Below are 16,634 nucleotides of genomic sequence, written 5' to 3' on the forward strand. Positions count from 1 at the left end.
GGATAAAGTGGCTGGGATGAATGCCGAGCATAGGCCGCTTACATGAAGGTTGCCTGAGGTTTATGTCATTATTGCCATATCATAAAGTTCCCGGCCGCAGCCGTGTCCAGCAAAGCGGCCAGCTGCGCGCGCATGTCGGCGGCCATGCCTTGCAGCAATTCGCCGCGCCGGCGCGCATCGGCGCGCTTCTTGGACGGCACCGCAGCCAGGTCCGGCACCCGGTAGGGCGCGCAGGGCAGGTGGTAATTACCGTCGCGCATGCGCAAGGCATGCAATTGCTGCCACGCCAGGTCGTAATCGGCGGCAATATGGCGCCGGCGCCGGGCATTGAGGGCGATGCGGTTGTCATTGCTGATCAAGAACAGGCTGTTGCAGGCAAAAAAATCGCCGAAATCGCGCAGGGCCGTGACCATCAGGTTTTTCGGGCGGCAGCCGTGCAGGGCCCGCGTGGCTTCCTTGACGGCCAGCTTGCCCGCCTCGGAACGCAAGCCTTGCAGCGCGCCCAGCTGCAAGGACACGCCATCGGCGCGCGGCAGGAACAGAAAGCTGGCCAGGTACAGGGGCAGGCCGTTGCGCGTCAGGCGCAGGCACAATTCGCCTTCGCGGTAGCTGTCATGGATGGCCGTCAGCTGCAGGCGGTACAGCGCCCCATCCTTGCCGTCGAAGGCGGCCAGCAGCACGGGCTGGCGCGCCGCCCATTCGACCAGCGGGCGCGCGCCGGCTTGCCACAGGAAGCGGTAATGGCCTTCCAGCAAGGCCAGGCGCGCCGCGCAGCCGAGCTGGCGCGAAGCGTAAGGGCGGTAGATCTTGAAGCGCAGGCAGGGATGCAGCCGCGCCAGCTCGCCCAAGCCGGGCAGGCTGCCAAGAAAGGCCAGCCAGCGCGTGCGCTGGCGCGGGAAGAAGATGGCGCCCAGCGCCGCTTTCAGCCGGTGTCCACTGGCGGGAGGCGGCAGGGCGGCGTTATTGCTCCAGGTTAAAGCGATGTCGTTCATGATTGGGCCGGTAAGGGCAGGCGCTGCACGATGAGAGCCTTGCCTGGATGAATGCTACGCGGGCAAGGTGAATTTCATATTAAGAAGCTATCTTCACGCGCATTTAGAGGATGACAACTAAACATTTGCTTTGTGGCAATGTAGACGGGTATGCTCGCTGCACCCTGACCCGATGAAATGACCACGCCCCATGAAACACCGCCATTTGCTTGCCCTTCCCATGCTCGTTGCCGCACTGGCTGTCCAGGCGCAGGACCGCACGGCCGATCCCCTGGGGCCGTTGGCGCAATGCATCAACCGCAGCCAGTTCCAGTTCAAAACGCAGGACCGCTTGCCGGCCAGCGCGACGACGCGCATCGTCAAGATGAAGGCGGAAGAGCGCCGGGTATCGACGGCCGACGGCTATCGGCTGATGTTGTTCCGCAAGAGCAGCTTGCCCTTCGTGAATCTGAAGATCGAACGCAGCGCCGACGGCCGGTTTGCCGCCGACCGCGACACCATCGTGGCGCAGATGCAGGAGATGTCGGCCGGCAGCAGGCTGCCGCATCAGGTGCCGCTGGAAACGGACGCGCGCCAGGGCGTGGAAGTGCTAGGATCGAACAACGCCAGCATCGCGCAGGCGCAAGGCATCATCAGCCTGTACACGCTGCTGCACGCCGCCAGCGGCACGGTGGCCACCGCCTACCTGCTGAACCAGCCGGCCGACCCGCGCGACTTTGCGACGGATGCCCAATACCAGGCCTTGCGCGACCAGTTCCTTGCCTCGCTGGTCAGCTGCATGGCCGATCCCGCGCAGTAAGGCAAGCGCACAGGAAGGAGACGTGAACCATGGAAAAACCAGCAGCGGGCACGCCGCCCGGGGATGACGGGGCAGGCACCGCATCGGCCGCCAGCCTGATCGACGCGAAAATCGCCGCGCTGGCCGACTGGCGCGGCAAAACCCTGGCCGCCGTGCGGGCGCTGATCCACGCGGCGGACCCGGACGTGGTCGAGGAAGTCAAATGGCGCGGCGTGCCCGTCTGGTCGCACGCGGGCATGATATGCACGGGTGAAACGTATAAGTTGGCTGTAAAACTCACCTTCGCCAAGGGCGCCGCCTTGCCCGACCCGGCCGGCCTGTTCAATGCCAGCCTGGACGGCAACACGCGCCGGGCCATCGACCTGCACGAAGGCGCGCACCTCGATGCCGCGGCGTTCAAGGCGCTGATACGCGCCGCCGTGGCCGCAAATACGGCGCCCAAACCGAAACGGACGAATACTTGAGACATTATCTGTATATCTGGCACGACCCGGCCGAGCGCATGATGGTTGCTTCCGGCATCGAATTCAAGGATGTGATTCCCGCGCTGCTGGACGCGGACGGCATCGTGCTGCGCAAGGGCGGCGCCGGGACGGCCAGGAAACCGGCCGCCTGGCAGTCGGTGACGCGGCAGCAGCTGCCGGCCCTGGCCCCGGAAGGCCTGTACGCCTGCGGCAGCCATGCCTGGGCCGATTACCATGGCGCGCCGCCGGCCTCGGGCGACGCGGACGTGGCCGCGATGCTCGGCCACCGTGGCCCGCCCGGGCCGTTACCCGCCTTGCGCGGCCGCTTTCTCGCCTTTGCCCACGACGACGGCTGGTATCTGAAACTGTTTTATGCCGACTGGGGCGACGTGGCGGCCCTGCTCGCCGCCGCCGTCGCGCCGGCGCTGGGCGCGCTCGACATGGACGCGCTGCAGCGGGGAGGCGACGGCTACTGGCTGCAGGACGGCGCGGTCCAGGCCGAGCTGAAAACCCACGATATCGACAGCGTGCTGAACCGGCGCCTGTGAACCATGAAAACGCCACAAGAAAAGAAGCGCCTCAGTTACGCCAAAGACCGCCGCAACACTTATGGCGAAAACAGTAAATCCTCGCGCAAGGCGATTCACGCGGCCAAGGCACGGGCGAATCGCATGGAGAGACATACGCAAGAGCAACTATTGGCGTCTACTCTGAAAGCGGACGACACCGAGCAGTTGGCAGCGGTCGAGAACCGCGTGCGTGCCACGCCGCCCAGGCGATGGCGCAAATTTCCCGATACGGCACTCGGCCTGGTGCTGGCGCGCCGCCGGCCTGCTTGACACTGCCGGCTCGGTTTGGTCTCGGCGGCATCCAGGAAAAGCTGTAAAAAGTGGCGCGCAGCGCGGCTTTGCCGCAGCAGCGGCTCCAGGGCCGCCTGGATGGCGTCCTCGAGCGCATCCTGGCGGACGTCGATGCACGGAGTCCGCGACGGCTGTCCAGTGCGACGGTGCCCGTTTGGCATTGCAGCTCCCGGCGGCGGAAGATGTCTCACTGCCCAGTTGCCAGCGCCAGCAGCGTCACCTTGATTGGCGTCAAGGTGAAATGCTGTGCATACTCGTCCCCGCCGGCCGTCATCTGGCAGGCGAAATAACGGGGCAAGCCTTGAACGCCGGCCAGGCCCGTCCCGCGACCGTCATAGAGATCCCAGGCCATGTAGACCGGTTCAAACAGCGCGTTTCTCCTGGCTGTCCATGAGCAGGGCCAGCCTGGCCGCCATGCCGGCACTGTCGCGCAACAAGCCGTCGCGTTCCTGCGCCAATGCTTCCATTTTCTGCTGCGATATCTTCCCATTTTCCACCAGCATGTCGAGCTGGCGGTCTTGCGCGGCCAGCGCCACCCTGGCGTCGTTCAGCGCCAGCAAGGCCGTATCGAGCTTGGCCAGCAGGGCGTCGGCGGACGCGGCCGCCTGCAGGTATTGAAACTCGAACTGGTCGCGCTCGGGACGCACGGCGGCCAGCGCTTCGCGGTCGGCGGCCGCTTCGCTGGCCAGGCGCGTTTGCTCCGCCTGCAGCTGCGCCAGCCGCATGTCCTGCTGCACCAGGGTCGCCTGCTGGCCTTGCAGGCGCTGCAACTGCTGGGCGTTATCCTGTTCCAGCCGGCTGATCCGTTGCTGCGCCTGCGCCCGTTCCTCGCTGCGCTGCGCGGCTGATGCCTCCTGGTAATGGTCGAACTGCGAGCGCACCTGCGCCAGCTGGCGGTTCAGGGCTGCGATTTCCTCGCCCCGGTCGGCCAGGCGCTGCGTCAGGCCCGCGTTGTCGCTGTGCAGGGTTGCCAGCGTGACGGCGCGGAAATGGTGTTCTTCCTTCAATTGCGCCAGCGCATGCTGGGTGGCGCGCAATTCCTGGGTGAGGGCGGCGCGCGCCTCCGTCAGCTTCAGGCGCTCGCTTTCCGTCTTCTTGAGTTTTTCCAGCGCGGCGTCGCGTTCGGCGCGGTGTTGCTGCATGCCCGTTTCCAGCTGCTGCGCCACGTCGCGCTGCTGCTTTTCATAGACGCCGCGCATCGCTTCCATGAGTTCGGCCGGCAAGCCTGCCTCCGTTTTGACGGCGCCCGCGCCCTGGAACTCTTCCTTCCAGCGCTTGAGCAGGGGCGCGATGGTGCTCTTGCTGCCCGTGCTGCCCAGCGCTTCGCGCACGCTGTCGACCGTGGGATTGCGTCCATCGGCAGCGACGATTTGGGCTGCTTTCATAACATCAGAGTACAGAATGCCGGTGCGGGCCATGAAATCACCTATGAGCGAAATTTAGTAACGTATTACATGATACGTAATATGGCATAATATTACGATAAAATTTTCATCTTTTTTGAAAAATATAGACCGCGATAAGATCGCTTATCGCGTGTTATGGGGGTGCTTGGCGTGCTATTCTGTGTGTCTCCCAGTACAACACCCCGATTTCGCCGCCGCCATGCCCGATTTGCCCCTGACTAAACGCCGTGTCGCCGCGCCAAAAAGCGCCGCCCTGGTTCCTGCGCCGTTACATGGCGCCCTGGTCGACGCCGAGCTGGCCGCGCGCCACCAGGCGTTTCTCGCCGCCGCCACATCCGACAACACGCGCCGCGCCTACCGCTGCGCCATCCGCCACTTCCAGGCCTGGGGCGGGGCGCTGCCTGCCGACGAGTCCTGCGTCATCCGCTATCTGCTGGCGTATGCGGACAGCCTGAACGCGCGCACCCTGGCCCTGCGCCTGACGGCCATGTCGCAATGGCATGTGTACCAGGGCTTTGCCGACCCCGCGTCCACGCCCACCGTGCGCAAGACCCTGGCCGGCATCGCGCGCCTGCACGGCAAGCCGAAAAAGAAGGCGAGGGCGCTGCCGCTGGAAGACCTGGAACTGATCGTCGCCAGGCTGGCCGCCCTGGGCACCAACAAGGCCTTGCGCGACAGCGCCTTGCTGCAGCTGGGGTTTTTCGGCGGCTTCCGCCGCAGCGAACTGGTGGGATTGAAGCTGGAAGACATCCGCTGGGAGCCGCAGGGCCTGGTGATCACCTTGCCCCGCTCGAAAACGGATCAACTGGGGGAGGGCATCGTCAAGGCGATCCCGTTCGGCGACGGCGTCTGCTGCCCGGCCACGGCCCTGCGCGCCTGGCTGGGCGTGGCGGGCATCGCCGCCGGACCGCTCTTGCGCACCGTCAACCAGTGGGGCCATGTGGGCGGAAAGGGATTGCACGCGAGCAGCATCAACACGATACTGGAAGGCTGCGCCAGGCTGGCCGGGCTCGATTACGTGCCGGAACTGTCGAGCCACAGCCTGCGCCGCGGCATGGCCACCAGCGCCCACCGCGCCGGCGCCGATTTCCAGGCCATCAAGCGCCAGGGCGGCTGGCGCCACGACGGCACCGTGCATGGTTATATAGAAGAGGCGGGCCGCTTCGAGGAAAATGCGGCGGGGAGTTTGTTAAAGGGGAAGAAGAAGGCGGCGGGCTGAGGGCGCAATAACACCTTGCTCGCATCGGCCTGGCAGCGAACAGGACGCCGAGCCTAACGCCCGCAGCATGGCTTAATATGCCTGCCCCTCTAAAAAAAATTAACCTGAAGTCGCCCTGCTATCCAAGGCCATGCGTGATGGTCATCTATTGACACCCTATGAATTCGGCTCGGACGGCTGCTTTTGGCCACCTTCAGCCTGCCAGGCGCCCATATGCGTCGCCCGAACCGTTCCAGTCAATCTTACTCCATCCCTTCGAAGGGACAAATATCTCCAAGCCACCTGCAGCGAGGGCTTCTGCCAAAATGGAAATGTCTACCGGTATGCTTACCTGGCTGCTACCCTCAAGTACACGCGGTCCCAGAATTACCCAATATGGGTGAGGAAAGCGATCGTCATCAGAACAACAGACTTTGACGGAGGCATTTGCCGCGTAGCCAATGAAATAGCGATTCTCAGGTGGATAATTGGAACTTTCTCGTTCTTCAAATACGTCAAGTCTCAGAATCTGAAAAATTGCTAACGCAGCTACTTGAAGCGCAGGCAGCGGACTGAGGACAAACATAACTTCGTGCATGGATTGTTTCCGTTAATGCTGCATCAAATCGAATGTCAGCGGCCGCTTGCCGTCGTTGCCAGGTGCTGCCTCTCAGGAGACAGCCGGGGAACTGATGCGTTTGTCCAGCGGCCTCGCGTTGAGCGCATCGGCGGCCCGGTCCACGAACTGCCTGACGTCTCCCACCTCGGCAAACAAGCCGTCATAGGCCGCCCGTATCAGCACCGTGCACTGCTCGAATTTCGCCAGTTGTGACAAGCCTTCATCGGTGGGCATAAATAGTCGTCGCCGGGCATCATGGTCGTCGTCCCGATACCGTATGAGGCCCAGGCGGAGCAGCTTTGGTATCTTTTGCATGACCAGCTGGTGCGAATGTCCGAGTTCGCGCGCCAGATCCGAGGCGCAGGCCGAACCGAGCGTTGCCAGAACAGTCATCAGCGAACACGAACGGACCGGGATGACGATCCCCATCGTATCGAAGACCGTCTTGGATTGCTCGGCGATCAGGACGCTCAGCCGCTCGACGGCGCGGCCGAGAAACACGGCGTCATCGATCGCGGCCGGGTGAAGTGTCTCTTTAGTCAAGGCGCTTGTACCTCTGGATGCTGCCGTCCTTGTTCACGCGCTCCAGCTCAGTCACTTTCCCGTGTGAAACATTCAAGCGGTATCGAAAATCCGACACGCCTTCCACCGCGAACAGGTCGGGACCGATCGGCTCAAGCGCGACCCGAAACCGTTCGCGCCAGAGATAATAGAGCGTGCCATTGTCCAGGATGATCTGGCGGCCTTCATATTTTCCGGCCGCTTTCGCCAGCATCCGGGCATCGGCGTGCGGGCGTTCGATCGCTGCCGTCAGGCTGGGGAGCAGCCAGGCCAATTCGGTTCGCCTGGCTGCATCGGTCTTGGCCAGATTTTCAAGCGCCAGCTTGTGCGCCAGCGGCAGCGCGCGAATCGAGGGGCTGGCGATATCGGGTTGCACGCCGGCTCCTTCGAAATCGCCATGGTCCACGGGATCCTGGATCTGGCCGATCGGCACTTGCACGAAAAAATCGTCGTTGAGCGGCTTGCGCGCAACCGGATGCGCACCGCCGGCGGTCCGCTCGCCGATCAGCGTTGCGCGCCCGAGCTTCTTCATCGCATAGGAAAACCATTCTGCGGAGGAAAACGACGTGGAGCCGGTCAGGATATAGACGGGCTTGTCCAGCATACGCTTGCCCGGCAAGCCCGGCAGTACCCATTGCCCGCGCTGGATACGCTTGCCATCCTCATTATAATAATAGTCAAAGAGCAGCTGGTCTTTCTCGCTGGAGAAGAAATAGCTCGCCAAAAATTGCGCCATTTCCAGATGTCCGCCATTGTTATAGCGCAAATCAATGATAACGGCATCCGTATTGCCGACGAAGCGCATGACGGAGGCGGCCGTATCATAGGCAAGCTCGGGATCGGCAAAATAGCTGAACCGTATATAGCCGACATTTCCCTTCAGGCGGGCGACCTCGTCGAAACCGAAATTGGTTTCCTCCAGCCGGCTCGATTCTTCTTTTCGTATACTGGCCTTGAGCGCCGGATCGGCCTTCGCCTTGAATTCGGCGATCCACATCGCGTCGGCACCCACGAAAAAATGCAGGTCGCCGCTGACTTTGAGGAGATCGTCGGTCAGCTTGCTCGCAAACTCAGCCTTCGTGGTCGCCGCGTCATACGCTCCCTTTTTCAGACGCTCCTGAAGCACCGGCGCAATTTTTCTTGCGATGTCCGGAAACGGGTAGTTCGCATTCAAGGCGCTATCGAGCGAGGCGATGACCGCGCCCTTTTCGTCTCGCGAGATGCCCGGTGCCTCGGCAAAAGCGCCCGATGCGCAAACGATGGACAGTGCCGACAGCGTTTGAAGCAGACATAGGTGATAGCGCATTCTAATATTCCCCCACGGTGAGAGCCGATCATACAACATATTGCGCAATATGTTGTACAAACTATGCGAGGTTCGCCCGGAGGAGGCTGGCGTTCGTCAAGCTCTGCTTTTGGCGGCTTGTGCCCATTGCTGCCGCCCGCAGTTAAATTGACAGTGAAATTTGCTTCAACTTTGCTTCGATCTGATTCAACGCATTGAGCCTTTCTTCGCGATGAGACCAGTTCCCAGCGGCCAGCGCCCGGGCTCTTTGCTGCCCAATACAGTCCAATGCCAGTTGTCGCGCCTGCTGGTCGCATGCCGCTCTTAGCTTGATATCGGCAAATGCGAGCGCAATCGCCGCTTCGCAGCGAACATCCTCGTCCATGGCGTTGATGCCGGAGTATCCCCACTGTCTTGCCAGTTTCTCAAGGAATCGAATTGGCATGACGGTCTTGTGCGTCTTGTGCCAATCGCGATAGCTCTCCAGAAGATCGGCTCCAGTATCATTGCCGTTCGGCGAGAAATCATCCGCGCAGCTCCAAAAAAATGGATCATCCAGAATTTCGCGTGCTTTGGGATGAAAGTCCTCCCAATCAATTCCCAACTTCTCCCAGGGTGACATTCCATCACGCTTGGCTCGTGCTGCTGCCTCCAGCCCGGACGCAAGGAGTTGCAGAGCTTCCCCCGAATGGGGGATGCGTTTCTTGGCAGCTTCACAGTGGTCTAGAAATCTCTCCAGGCTGAAATCATCCGTGCGCTTCAATCGCGTTCGCAATAGCCCGAGTGCATTGATGACTTCATCAACGCCTGCCTTAAAAAGTGGCAAAGACAATGTTGCAGAGCGCGTCCAGTCCCGACCTTCCATCAATTCGCTGGCGATATCGATCTCGAGCTTGCCCTTTGCTCTGCGATAAGTGATCTTAGGTAGCGTTGAGCGGAAATTATTGTGCCTCTCCAGCAGAGCTTCCAACGTCTTCTTTGCCGGACCAGCGTCTCTAAAGTGAAGCGTGACTGCAATTTCCTTGATCGCGTCTCCAAAGCTGCCGCCTCCCGCCAGAAGAAAATCCCCAATCGGAGATAACGTCGTGTGACCGCCGTAGCAATTATAGGATTTAGCGCTTACATGGAAATCCATTAGATGCTGCCTTTCATGCAAAATTCCAGTCTTTCTGAATGTCGATACAGCCAAAAACTGCACAGACTAGTGCCGGGCCATATCACGCGGCCGCTTGTTCCCGGGGGCGGATGATCATGCAGGTGGCCGTCGCGTGCGCGTAGACTTTACCGGCTTCGTCGCGGATCGTGCCTTCGGAAATGACCAGGTTGCGGCCCGCATTGATGACTTTGCCTTCCGCAAAGACCGTCACGTTGAAGGGCAGGGGGCGGCACATTTTGATGTTCAGGTCCGTCGTGCCGTAGCTTTCGCCGGCCGGCAAGACCGTGTGCGTAGCGCAACCCGTGACCGTGTCGAGCACGGTGGCGGCGAAACCGCCGTGCACGCCGCCCATGGGATTCGTGTGGTTTTCATTCGCCGTGGCCGTGAAGATGACTCTGCCATGCTCGATCGTGTGTGCATCCATGGGCATGGTCTTGGAAATGCCGGGCCGGGGAAACAGGCCTTGCGCGAACGCTTGCATCAGTTGCAAGCCGGTCATGTCTTTCGGGTGCATGGGTAACTCCTGTGGTGGTGATGTGGGGATGAATCAGACGTCCTGCGTAAAACGCAGGCGCGAGGCGTGCAGCAGGAAGCGGGCGACGACGGCCAGTTCTTCCTCGCTGAAACCGGCTTTCAGTTGTTCATTCAGGCTGTCGAGCAGGGGCAGGGCGTGGGCCAGTACCTCGCCGCCCTTGGCCGACATGTGCAGGGCGCCGGCGCGCGCGTCGAGCGCCGACTGGCCGCGCACGATCAGGCCGTTTTCTTCCATGCGCGCCACCAGGCCCGTCACGGCCGAGTTTTTCAGCTGCAGCGCCCGCCCCAGATCCTTCAATTGGCAGCCTTCCTCGCCCTTCAGGGCAAACAGGGCGACCACTTGCGTGCCGGAAAAGCCCAGTTCGCTGGTGAAAACGGCATCGGCCGAGCGGAACAGATTCTGGCGCGCCAGGTTGAGCAGGTTGAACAGGCGCGGCGAACGCTCGCCCAGCGGGCAGGCGGCAGCATCGGCGAGGTCGGATTGGGGCGAGGTATTGGTACGCATGCGAAGTATACTACTACGTATGCGTAATAAATCAAGCGACTATTGCCAGTCGCGCCGGTGGCGTCCGATGTAGCGGGCACGGGGCCGTATCAGGGCCGCGCTGGCGGCTTGCTCGGCGGCATGCGCGATCCAGCCGGCCGAGCGGGCCAGCGCAAACACGCTCCATCCCGCGCCCTCGGGCCAGCCGAACGCCAGTTCCATCGCGGCCAGCGCCAGGTCGGCGTTTGGGCGGACATCGAGCAGCTCGCTTGCCGTGGCGCAGACGGCCAGGATGGCGGCCAGATGGGGGTGCCCGCGCGACAGCGCCGACAGGCGTTCCAGCAGATACGCGGCGCGCGGGTCGCCGTCTGGATACAGCGGGTGGCCAAAACCGGCGAATTCCGGCGCGACGGTCTTGTAATAGGCGACGATGGCGGCCCCGGCGTCCGGCGCGGCCAGCGCCTGCGTCAACATGCGCCGGGCCGCCGCGCCGCCGCCGCCATGCTTGTCGCCGGACAAGGCCGCCAGCCCGGCCATCAGCGCGGCGGGCAGGCTGGCGCCCGTCGAAGCGACGCAGCGCACGGCAAACGTCGAGGCATTCAATTCATGGTCGGCCAGCAATACGAGCGCGGCGCGGATCAATTCAGCCTGCTCCGCACCGGCTTGCCACGCCCGGGCCAGCTGCCGGTGCAGCGGCAAGGCGGACGGCGCCGTCTGCAGCAAGGCGGCGGCCAGCAGGCGCATCAGGGCGGGGCCGGACTGCAGCATGCTTGCAGGCATCGTCGCGGGAACGGACGCCAGGCTGGCCATGGCGAACATGGCGCGCGCCAGCGGCGGCCCGTCCGGCGCGCCGGCCAGCGCCTGCGGCACGGCAGGCGCGTCCTGCGGAAAATGATCGATGGCGCCATCGTCCCACAGCAGGCCGGCGATTGCTTCCAGCGTCGCGGACTCGGCCAATGCCGTCGCATCGCAGCCGCGGTACAGCAATCGTCCATCGACAATATGGGAAATCCGCGTTTCCAGCACCGGCAAGCCCCAGTGCATGGCGGCCACGGCCGTCTGGCCGCCCCGTTTGGCGTCGTTCTTGCGCGCCGCCAGGCGCAGCACGTCTTCCTGCGGATAGCGCTTGCGGCGCGATGTGCCGTTGCTGACGGAGGTCAGCAAGCCCCGGCTGACATAGGCATACAGGGTAGGCAGGCTGACGCCCAGCAGGCGTGCCGCGTCAGGAGCGGACAGATGGTTGTTCATGGCGGCCATTGTAGCGGCTGCCACTTTATATTGATTGATGGAATCAAGATTGACGGGCCGGGCGGCGCGTCACTAGACTCATGCCTTTCCAGGAGTCTCCATGAGCACACACACGATTCGCACCCTGCGCGCCGGCGACGCCGCGCCCTTGCTGGCTTTCGAACAAGCCAACCGGGCCTGGTTCGAGCGCCATATCGACCGGCGTCCCGACGATTTTTACAGCCACGACGGCGTGCAGGCGCACGTCGCGCAATTCCTGGACCAGCACGCACAGGGACGCCTGCACCCCTGCGTCATCGTTGACGAACACGGGCAACTGATCGGGCGCGCCAACCTCAAGGACATCGACCAGCAACTGGGAACGGCTGAAGTCGGCTACCGCATCGGCCAGCAGCAGGCGGGCAGGGGCCTGGCCACGGCCGCGCTGCGTCACCTGATTGATCTGGCGCAAAACGAATGGCAGCTGGCCAGCCTGTGCGCCTACGCCATCGACGGCAATGCGGCGTCGATCCGCGTGCTGGTGCGCTGCGGCTTCGTGCAGGGCGTGGCCGTGCCCGCTATCGCCATCGTGGAAGGCAAGGTTGTCGACTGCCATGCTTATGCGCTGGATTTGCGCTCGGCTGGGATAGACCCTGCCAGGTGATAGATAAGCAACGTTGGCAGATATGAATCATGATGAGCCAGAACGCGCAGAACGCATTGGCATCGTCGGCGCAACTCACGCCTTGCGGCCGCGGCCCGGGCGCTCGGCGCCACGGTCCGCACGCATACCGTTAATGCGACAGCACCGAATCGCGCGCCCTGTGCCCGAGGTAAGGCAGCAAGCTGATTAATCCAAGCACTGCCAGCGCGACGCCGACCCACAGCGGGGAGCGCAGGCCGTAGCCGGCGGCAATGCCGAGGCCGCCGAGCCATGAGCCGGCGCCCAGGCCGATATTGATGACGGAGGTATGGACGGTGTTGACCAGCGGCCCGGGATGGGCGGTTTTCATCACGCGGGCGATGATGGCGGGATTCATCGACATGCCCACCAGGCCTGTGACGACCAGCAAGGCGACGCTGATGGCCTTGTCCTGCGCAAAGACCGCGAACAGCGCCAGGCTGATGCTCAGGATGACCATGCCCCAGACCATGATGGGCGTAGTGTAGCGGTCCGCATAACGGCCGACCACGCCATTGCCCACCACGTTGGCGACGCCATAGACGCCCAGCAGCCAGGGGATAGCGGATGCGGGAAAGCCGGTAATTTCCGTCAGGATGGCCGCGAAATAGCTGAACGCCGCGAAAATCGCACCGATGATGAGGCCGCTGCTGGCATACGCTGCCCACAGGTGGCGGTTGCGGAACTCCCCCAGTTCCTTGCCGAGGCTGACGACTTCGGACGGCTTGGCGCGCGGCACCAGCACAGTAATGAGCGCCAGGCACAAGAGCGCCAGCAGTACCACCAGCCAGAAGCTGGCGCGCCATCCCAGGTGCTGGTCGATGAGCGTGGCGACCGGCACGCCGACCACCGAAGCGAGCATGAGGCCGCCGATCACGACGGCGGCGGCGCGTCCGCGCGCGTCGGGAGCGACGATGTCGGCACAAATGGCCAGCGACAAGCCAAAGCAGGTGGAGGCCGCCACGCCCGTGACCACGCGTGCGATGGCCAGGATGTCATAGCTGGTGGCCGACGCGGCGACGGATTGGGCAAGGATATAAAAGCCCAGCAGCCACAGCAATCCCTGCTTGTTCGGCACGCGCAGTTTGAGCAAGGCAATGGTACTCAGCGGCCCGCCGATGACCATGCCCATGGCATAGAGCGAAATCAGGTAGCCGATCCGCGTGACCGGTTCGTCCATGGCCAGGGCCAGCGACGGCATCATGCCCGCCACCATGAATTCGGATGTCGTTAACGAAAAGATCGTCAACCCCAGAATGTAAACAAGCAGCGGCATAGCAATATCCTTCGAGATTAGTAGCTAAAACACTAGCCGGGGGTGGCGCGCGCCCGGGCCGCATGCGGCTCTTGCGCGCGCCACGGCCTGGTCACATGTTGCAAGACGTAAAGACGCTGTCCGGAATGCCGCCGACTTGCAGGTTGGGGAAGTCGCGTACCGAAAGGTGCTGCGGGTCGTTGCCCGTGACCATGCGCAGCAGGCGGTTGCCGCCGGCCTCCAGGTAAAAGACCGATGGCGGCTTGCCCATCCGCTCGACTATCCACGCGTCGGCCTCCTGGCCCAGCACGGTGTGGCGGCCGTCGTGACGCGCGCCGGCGTCCGGCAGCACGGCTTGCGGCAGGAACAGGTCATGGAACGGCGTCACCTCATCGGCCAGCGCCATGCCCTGCAGCTGCGCGCCAGTTGCCTCCGCTTGCCTTGCGTAGGCTACTTTCTGCTTGCGGCTTTGTTTGCGCCTGGCATCGCCGATTTCCGACATCCACAGCAGGTGCCCGTGTTCCTTTTCCGACCAGGGATTGAACAGGCCATCGATGCGGCAGATGTTGCGCGCATAGTCGAACCAGCAATAACCGGACGTGACCTGATCGTCCTCCTGCATCGGTGTCCAGTAGGAGACATAGGCGCTGCTCCATTGCAGCGGCAGCAGCGGCGGGGCGAGGTGTGCCGGCATGGCAGCTCCCTAGCGGCCCAGCGCGTAGCCAAGGCTGGCCATCAGCGCTTCCTGCAGCGACGGCAAGTCCTTGCGGCGCGCGTCGAAGCTGGCGGTCAGCTCTTCATTGCTCAGTCCGATACGCTCGCCCACGCTTTCAAACCACAGGCGGCTGCTGTTGGCGTGGTCCTTGAACAATTGCATCAGGGGCACGGCGCGGGCATTGAAGCTGTCCAGGGCGGCCGCCGCGCCGGCTTCGGTATTGAGAACCTTGACCAGCAGCAGGGCAGCCACCACGGCCATGGTGGTGCCATGGCCGATGGAAAAATGCCCCGATTGCAGCGCATCGCCGAGCAGCACGAACTTGCCGTCGCAGGCCCGGTCGTGGCTGAGCGTCATGAAGTTGCGCCAGCCCTGGCCCGGTTGACTGAGGAGACCATGCTCACCGAGTTCGGCCTTGAATGTTTTGGCGATGTACGCGGCGGCGTCGCGCTCGGACAGCGCCTCCAGCCCCGCCTTGGCGTAGGTCTCTTCGCTGCATTCGACGATGAAGGTGCTCATCGTGTCGGAGTATTTATAGGCATGGCCGATGAAAATGCCTTGCTCATTGCTGCGGAACACCAGATTCATCTGGTCGAACAGCTGGGTGGTGCCGTACCAGATGTATTTGTTGCGGCCGAAATCGATGTGCGGCGCCAGCGCGGGCGGCAAGTCCAGCGATTTGTAATTGACGCCATTCGACACCACCACCAGGTCGTGCTCGGCTTCCAGCTGCGCCTGGTCCGCCGGCGGCGTTTCATAGCGGATGGCGATGCCGGCCGCCACGCACTTGGCGCGCAGGGCCTGCACCAGGGCCTGGCGTCCGACGCCGCACAGGGTGACGCCGGTGCTCATCAGCTTGGGCTGGTCGTGATGCACGAGCTTGAATTCTTCCAGGAACTGCGGATTGAGCCGTTCCGGCTGCTCCAGATAGGAGAGCGGGTTGGCGGGATGGCGCGGCGGCCGCCCCGGCAGCACCACGCCCCAGCCCAGCACTTCTTCCGGGGTATTTTTTTCCGTAATGCTGATCTTCCAGCCGGGCTGGGCCTGTTTCATCTGACTGGCGAAGAGCAGGCCTGCGGGGCCGGCGCCGATGACGAGAATGTTCATTAATTTACCCTTCCAAGTTTGTACCAAACGTTTTGTTTCTTCTGGATCTGCTGCAGTTCATCGTAAGGAACCGATGTGAAGTACAGTTTCTCCGCCATGTCGGGCGGATAAACACGGGGGAATTTCTTGTGCATGTAGCGCGTGTAGCGCGTCTGCAGGAAGAAAATCAGATTCGGATTGCTCAGCGCTTCATAGTTGGCGATCGCCATGTCCTGCATGGCGTCCGCCTGCACCTTGCGCTGCTGCGTGAACTCGGACAGGGCGGGCCCCAGGGCATTGCCATGTTTTTCCAGCAGGGAAACGAAGACGTGGACGTCTTCCAGCGCCATGTTCATGCCTTGTCCGAGGAAGGGGGCGGTGGCATGCGCCGCATCGCCGATCAGCAGGATATTGGCCTTGTAATGGAAGGTGCTGGAGCGGACATTGATGAGGTCGTTGCTGGGCAGCGCCATGAACTGGTCCAGCATCTCCTGGCGGCGCTCCGGCGGCAGGGTGCCGAAGTAGCGGCTGAAGAAATCGGCCATGGCTTCGCGGTTCAGCGTGCCCAGGCTGGGCGTGCCGGTGTAGGGCAGGCACAGGGCGAAGCTGATGCTGCCGTCCGGAATGGTGGCCGCGCGGCCGGCAAACAGTCCCTTGGAATCCATGCCGAAGAAGTACAGCAAATCCTTCCTGAAACCCAGGTCCGCCGCGTTCGGCAACACCAGCGTCTTGTAGCCATGGCGGAAGTAACTCTGCCTGAACTCGAAGCGGCGCACGCCGCTTTGCATGGCGCGCCGCACGGCGGAGTGGGCGCCGTCGGCGCCAATGACCAGGTCGCCATACAACTGCTGCACGGCGCCGTCCGGACCCTGGATCAGCACGATCTTTCTTTCCAGGTCGACATCCAGGCATTTATGCTCAAAGTAATATTTCACCTCGTGCTTGACGGCATGCCGGTTCAGCAGGCGCTGGAAGGCCGTGCGGTCCAGCGACAGGGGAAACAGGCCTTCGAGCGGGGTCAGTTCGCGTATCCGGTGCCGGCCGCCCACGCAAAATGCCATGCCGACGATGGGCTCGCCGCACTGGTCGAGCTCCTGTTTGCTGATGCCCGCTCCGAGGACGGCCTTGATGCCGCGCACCGTCATGCTTACGCCGATGGCGCGCGCGTTGACCGGGTCGGCGTTGGCGGCATTTTCCAGCAGCGGATCGCCGCGTTTTTCGACGACGTGGACATCGTGTCCCCGTTGCGCCAGATAAATGGCGCTGAGGCTACCTGCCAGGCCCCCGCCGACGATAATGATTTTATGCATT

At 62.8% G+C, this 16,634-nt stretch carries 20 protein-coding genes; 6 read left to right on the top strand and 14 right to left on the bottom strand.

Going from position 1 to position 16,634, the window contains the following annotated elements; translation table 11 throughout:
- Nucleotides 1–68 precede the first annotated feature (68 nt).
- Complete coding sequence (locus CBW50_RS14670) at nt 69–992, bottom strand: DUF535 family protein (RefSeq protein ID WP_086146244.1); 924 nt, start codon at nt 990–992, stop codon at nt 69–71.
- A gap of 190 nt (nt 993–1,182) precedes the next feature.
- Between CBW50_RS14670 and CBW50_RS14675 the strand changes: the two genes are divergently transcribed.
- Genes CBW50_RS14675 through CBW50_RS28890 form a run of 4 tightly spaced genes read left to right on the top strand, consistent with a single transcriptional unit; the run spans nt 1,183 to nt 3,094 of the window.
- On the top strand, nt 1,183–1,791 hold the full coding sequence (locus tag CBW50_RS14675) for a hypothetical protein (RefSeq protein WP_139842520.1): 609 nt from the start codon (nt 1,183–1,185) through the stop codon (nt 1,789–1,791).
- A gap of 29 nt (nt 1,792–1,820) precedes the next feature.
- On the top strand, nt 1,821–2,255 hold the full coding sequence (locus CBW50_RS14680; RefSeq protein ID WP_086146246.1) for a DUF1801 domain-containing protein: 435 nt from the start codon (nt 1,821–1,823) through the stop codon (nt 2,253–2,255).
- Nucleotides 2,252–2,803 carry a hypothetical protein gene (locus CBW50_RS14685; RefSeq protein ID WP_086146247.1) on the top strand — a complete coding sequence of 184 codons (552 nt, stop codon included), beginning with the start codon at nt 2,252–2,254 and terminating at the stop codon, nt 2,801–2,803. Before CBW50_RS14680 ends, CBW50_RS14685 begins: the two co-directional genes overlap by 4 nt.
- Before the next feature lie 3 nt (nt 2,804–2,806).
- Nucleotides 2,807–3,094 (top strand): hypothetical protein, encoded by a 288-nt coding sequence (locus tag CBW50_RS28890; protein ID WP_139842521.1) that lies wholly within the window; start codon nt 2,807–2,809, stop codon nt 3,092–3,094.
- A 208-nt stretch (nt 3,095–3,302) separates the two neighbouring features.
- On the opposite strand, the gene CBW50_RS29370 is transcribed toward CBW50_RS28890, so the two are convergent.
- Together CBW50_RS29370 and CBW50_RS14690 are read right to left on the bottom strand one after the other, a co-directional pair.
- Complete coding sequence (locus CBW50_RS29370) at nt 3,303–3,467, bottom strand: hypothetical protein (protein WP_157792336.1); 165 nt, start codon at nt 3,465–3,467, stop codon at nt 3,303–3,305.
- A gap of 10 nt (nt 3,468–3,477) precedes the next feature.
- The gene (locus tag CBW50_RS14690) at nt 3,478–4,500 is read right to left on the bottom strand and encodes a DNA-binding protein (RefSeq protein WP_253251942.1); all 1,023 of its coding nucleotides are present in this window, start codon (nt 4,498–4,500) and stop codon (nt 3,478–3,480) included.
- Between the two features lie 220 nt (nt 4,501–4,720).
- Between CBW50_RS14690 and CBW50_RS14695 the strand changes: the two genes are divergently transcribed.
- Nucleotides 4,721–5,740: a site-specific integrase gene (locus tag CBW50_RS14695; protein ID WP_086146249.1), complete on the top strand. Its 1,020-nt coding sequence runs from the start codon at nt 4,721–4,723 to the stop codon at nt 5,738–5,740.
- A gap of 193 nt (nt 5,741–5,933) precedes the next feature.
- On the opposite strand, the gene CBW50_RS28895 is transcribed toward CBW50_RS14695, so the two are convergent.
- From CBW50_RS28895 to CBW50_RS14725, 7 genes are all read right to left on the bottom strand, one after another.
- Nucleotides 5,934–6,317 carry a hypothetical protein gene (locus tag CBW50_RS28895; protein WP_139842522.1) on the bottom strand — a complete coding sequence of 128 codons (384 nt, stop codon included), beginning with the start codon at nt 6,315–6,317 and terminating at the stop codon, nt 5,934–5,936.
- Between the two features lie 72 nt (nt 6,318–6,389).
- Nucleotides 6,390–6,881, bottom strand: a complete 492-nt coding sequence (locus CBW50_RS14700; protein ID WP_086146250.1) for a MarR family transcriptional regulator — start codon at nt 6,879–6,881, stop codon at nt 6,390–6,392.
- On the bottom strand, nt 6,874–8,205 hold the full coding sequence (locus CBW50_RS14705; RefSeq protein ID WP_172404768.1) for a S41 family peptidase: 1,332 nt from the start codon (nt 8,203–8,205) through the stop codon (nt 6,874–6,876). Before CBW50_RS14705 ends, CBW50_RS14700 begins: the two co-directional genes overlap by 8 nt.
- A gap of 142 nt (nt 8,206–8,347) precedes the next feature.
- Nucleotides 8,348–9,319, bottom strand: a complete 972-nt coding sequence (locus tag CBW50_RS14710) for a hypothetical protein (RefSeq protein ID WP_086146252.1) — start codon at nt 9,317–9,319, stop codon at nt 8,348–8,350.
- Nucleotides 9,320–9,401: 82 nt separating this feature from the next.
- The gene (locus CBW50_RS14715) at nt 9,402–9,854 is read right to left on the bottom strand and encodes a PaaI family thioesterase (RefSeq protein WP_070310764.1); all 453 of its coding nucleotides are present in this window, start codon (nt 9,852–9,854) and stop codon (nt 9,402–9,404) included.
- A 33-nt stretch (nt 9,855–9,887) separates the two neighbouring features.
- The gene (locus CBW50_RS14720; protein ID WP_086146253.1) at nt 9,888–10,379 is read right to left on the bottom strand and encodes a MarR family transcriptional regulator; all 492 of its coding nucleotides are present in this window, start codon (nt 10,377–10,379) and stop codon (nt 9,888–9,890) included.
- A gap of 39 nt (nt 10,380–10,418) precedes the next feature.
- Nucleotides 10,419–11,630 (bottom strand): citrate synthase family protein, encoded by a 1,212-nt coding sequence (locus tag CBW50_RS14725; RefSeq protein WP_253251943.1) that lies wholly within the window; start codon nt 11,628–11,630, stop codon nt 10,419–10,421.
- Nucleotides 11,631–11,706: 76 nt separating this feature from the next.
- Here CBW50_RS14725 and CBW50_RS14730 point away from each other — a divergent pair, with 76 nt between their 5' ends.
- Nucleotides 11,707–12,249, top strand: coding sequence for a GNAT family N-acetyltransferase (locus CBW50_RS14730; protein ID WP_086146254.1), 543 nt, complete (start codon nt 11,707–11,709; stop codon nt 12,247–12,249).
- 130 nt (nt 12,250–12,379) lie between these two features.
- Here CBW50_RS14730 and CBW50_RS14735 read toward each other — a convergent pair whose 3' ends face one another.
- The 4 genes from CBW50_RS14735 to CBW50_RS14750 form a co-directional block, all read right to left on the bottom strand.
- Entirely contained in the window at nt 12,380–13,543 is a 1,164-nt protein-coding gene (locus CBW50_RS14735; RefSeq protein WP_086146255.1) for an MFS transporter, read from the bottom strand.
- Nucleotides 13,544–13,634: 91 nt separating this feature from the next.
- Nucleotides 13,635–14,216, bottom strand: a complete 582-nt coding sequence (gene vioE / locus CBW50_RS14740; protein WP_086146256.1) for a violacein biosynthesis enzyme VioE — start codon at nt 14,214–14,216, stop codon at nt 13,635–13,637.
- A gap of 9 nt (nt 14,217–14,225) precedes the next feature.
- Entirely contained in the window at nt 14,226–15,344 is a 1,119-nt protein-coding gene (locus CBW50_RS14745; RefSeq protein WP_086146257.1) for a tryptophan hydroxylase, read from the bottom strand.
- Nucleotides 15,344–16,633, bottom strand: a complete 1,290-nt coding sequence (locus tag CBW50_RS14750; protein ID WP_086146258.1) for an NAD(P)/FAD-dependent oxidoreductase — start codon at nt 16,631–16,633, stop codon at nt 15,344–15,346. The genes CBW50_RS14745 and CBW50_RS14750 overlap by 1 nt, the downstream gene beginning before the upstream one ends.
- Nucleotide 16,634: the final 1 nt, after the last annotated feature.

This window comes from Janthinobacterium sp. GW458P (assembly GCF_002127585.1).
In the GTDB taxonomy this organism is placed as follows: Bacteria; Pseudomonadota; Gammaproteobacteria; order Burkholderiales; family Burkholderiaceae_D; genus Janthinobacterium.

What these genes read in the sequence shown, in the direction of transcription:
- CBW50_RS14670 (WP_086146244.1), bottom strand. Translation starts at nt 992, where the DNA reads ATGAACGACATCGCTTTAACCTGGAGCAATAACGCCGCCCTGCCGCCT.
- CBW50_RS14675 (WP_139842520.1), top strand. Translation starts at nt 1,183, where the DNA reads ATGAAACACCGCCATTTGCTTGCCCTTCCCATGCTCGTTGCCGCACTG.
- CBW50_RS14680 (WP_086146246.1), top strand. Translation starts at nt 1,821, where the DNA reads ATGGAAAAACCAGCAGCGGGCACGCCGCCCGGGGATGACGGGGCAGGC.
- CBW50_RS28890 (WP_139842521.1), top strand. Translation starts at nt 2,807, where the DNA reads ATGAAAACGCCACAAGAAAAGAAGCGCCTCAGTTACGCCAAAGACCGC.
- CBW50_RS29370 (WP_157792336.1), bottom strand. Translation starts at nt 3,467, where the DNA reads ATGGCCTGGGATCTCTATGACGGTCGCGGGACGGGCCTGGCCGGCGTT.
- CBW50_RS14690 (WP_253251942.1), bottom strand. Translation starts at nt 4,500, where the DNA reads ATGAAAGCAGCCCAAATCGTCGCTGCCGATGGACGCAATCCCACGGTC.
- CBW50_RS14695 (WP_086146249.1), top strand. Translation starts at nt 4,721, where the DNA reads ATGCCCGATTTGCCCCTGACTAAACGCCGTGTCGCCGCGCCAAAAAGC.
- CBW50_RS28895 (WP_139842522.1), bottom strand. Translation starts at nt 6,317, where the DNA reads ATGCACGAAGTTATGTTTGTCCTCAGTCCGCTGCCTGCGCTTCAAGTA.
- CBW50_RS14705 (WP_172404768.1), bottom strand. Translation starts at nt 8,205, where the DNA reads ATGCGCTATCACCTATGTCTGCTTCAAACGCTGTCGGCACTGTCCATC.
- CBW50_RS14710 (WP_086146252.1), bottom strand. Translation starts at nt 9,319, where the DNA reads ATGGATTTCCATGTAAGCGCTAAATCCTATAATTGCTACGGCGGTCAC.
- CBW50_RS14715 (WP_070310764.1), bottom strand. Translation starts at nt 9,854, where the DNA reads ATGCACCCGAAAGACATGACCGGCTTGCAACTGATGCAAGCGTTCGCG.
- CBW50_RS14720 (WP_086146253.1), bottom strand. Translation starts at nt 10,379, where the DNA reads ATGCGTACCAATACCTCGCCCCAATCCGACCTCGCCGATGCTGCCGCC.
- CBW50_RS14730 (WP_086146254.1), top strand. Translation starts at nt 11,707, where the DNA reads ATGAGCACACACACGATTCGCACCCTGCGCGCCGGCGACGCCGCGCCC.
- CBW50_RS14735 (WP_086146255.1), bottom strand. Translation starts at nt 13,543, where the DNA reads ATGCCGCTGCTTGTTTACATTCTGGGGTTGACGATCTTTTCGTTAACG.
- vioE (WP_086146256.1), bottom strand. Translation starts at nt 14,216, where the DNA reads ATGCCGGCACACCTCGCCCCGCCGCTGCTGCCGCTGCAATGGAGCAGC.
- CBW50_RS14745 (WP_086146257.1), bottom strand. Translation starts at nt 15,344, where the DNA reads ATGAACATTCTCGTCATCGGCGCCGGCCCCGCAGGCCTGCTCTTCGCC.
- CBW50_RS14750 (WP_086146258.1), bottom strand. Translation starts at nt 16,633, where the DNA reads ATGCATAAAATCATTATCGTCGGCGGGGGCCTGGCAGGTAGCCTCAGC.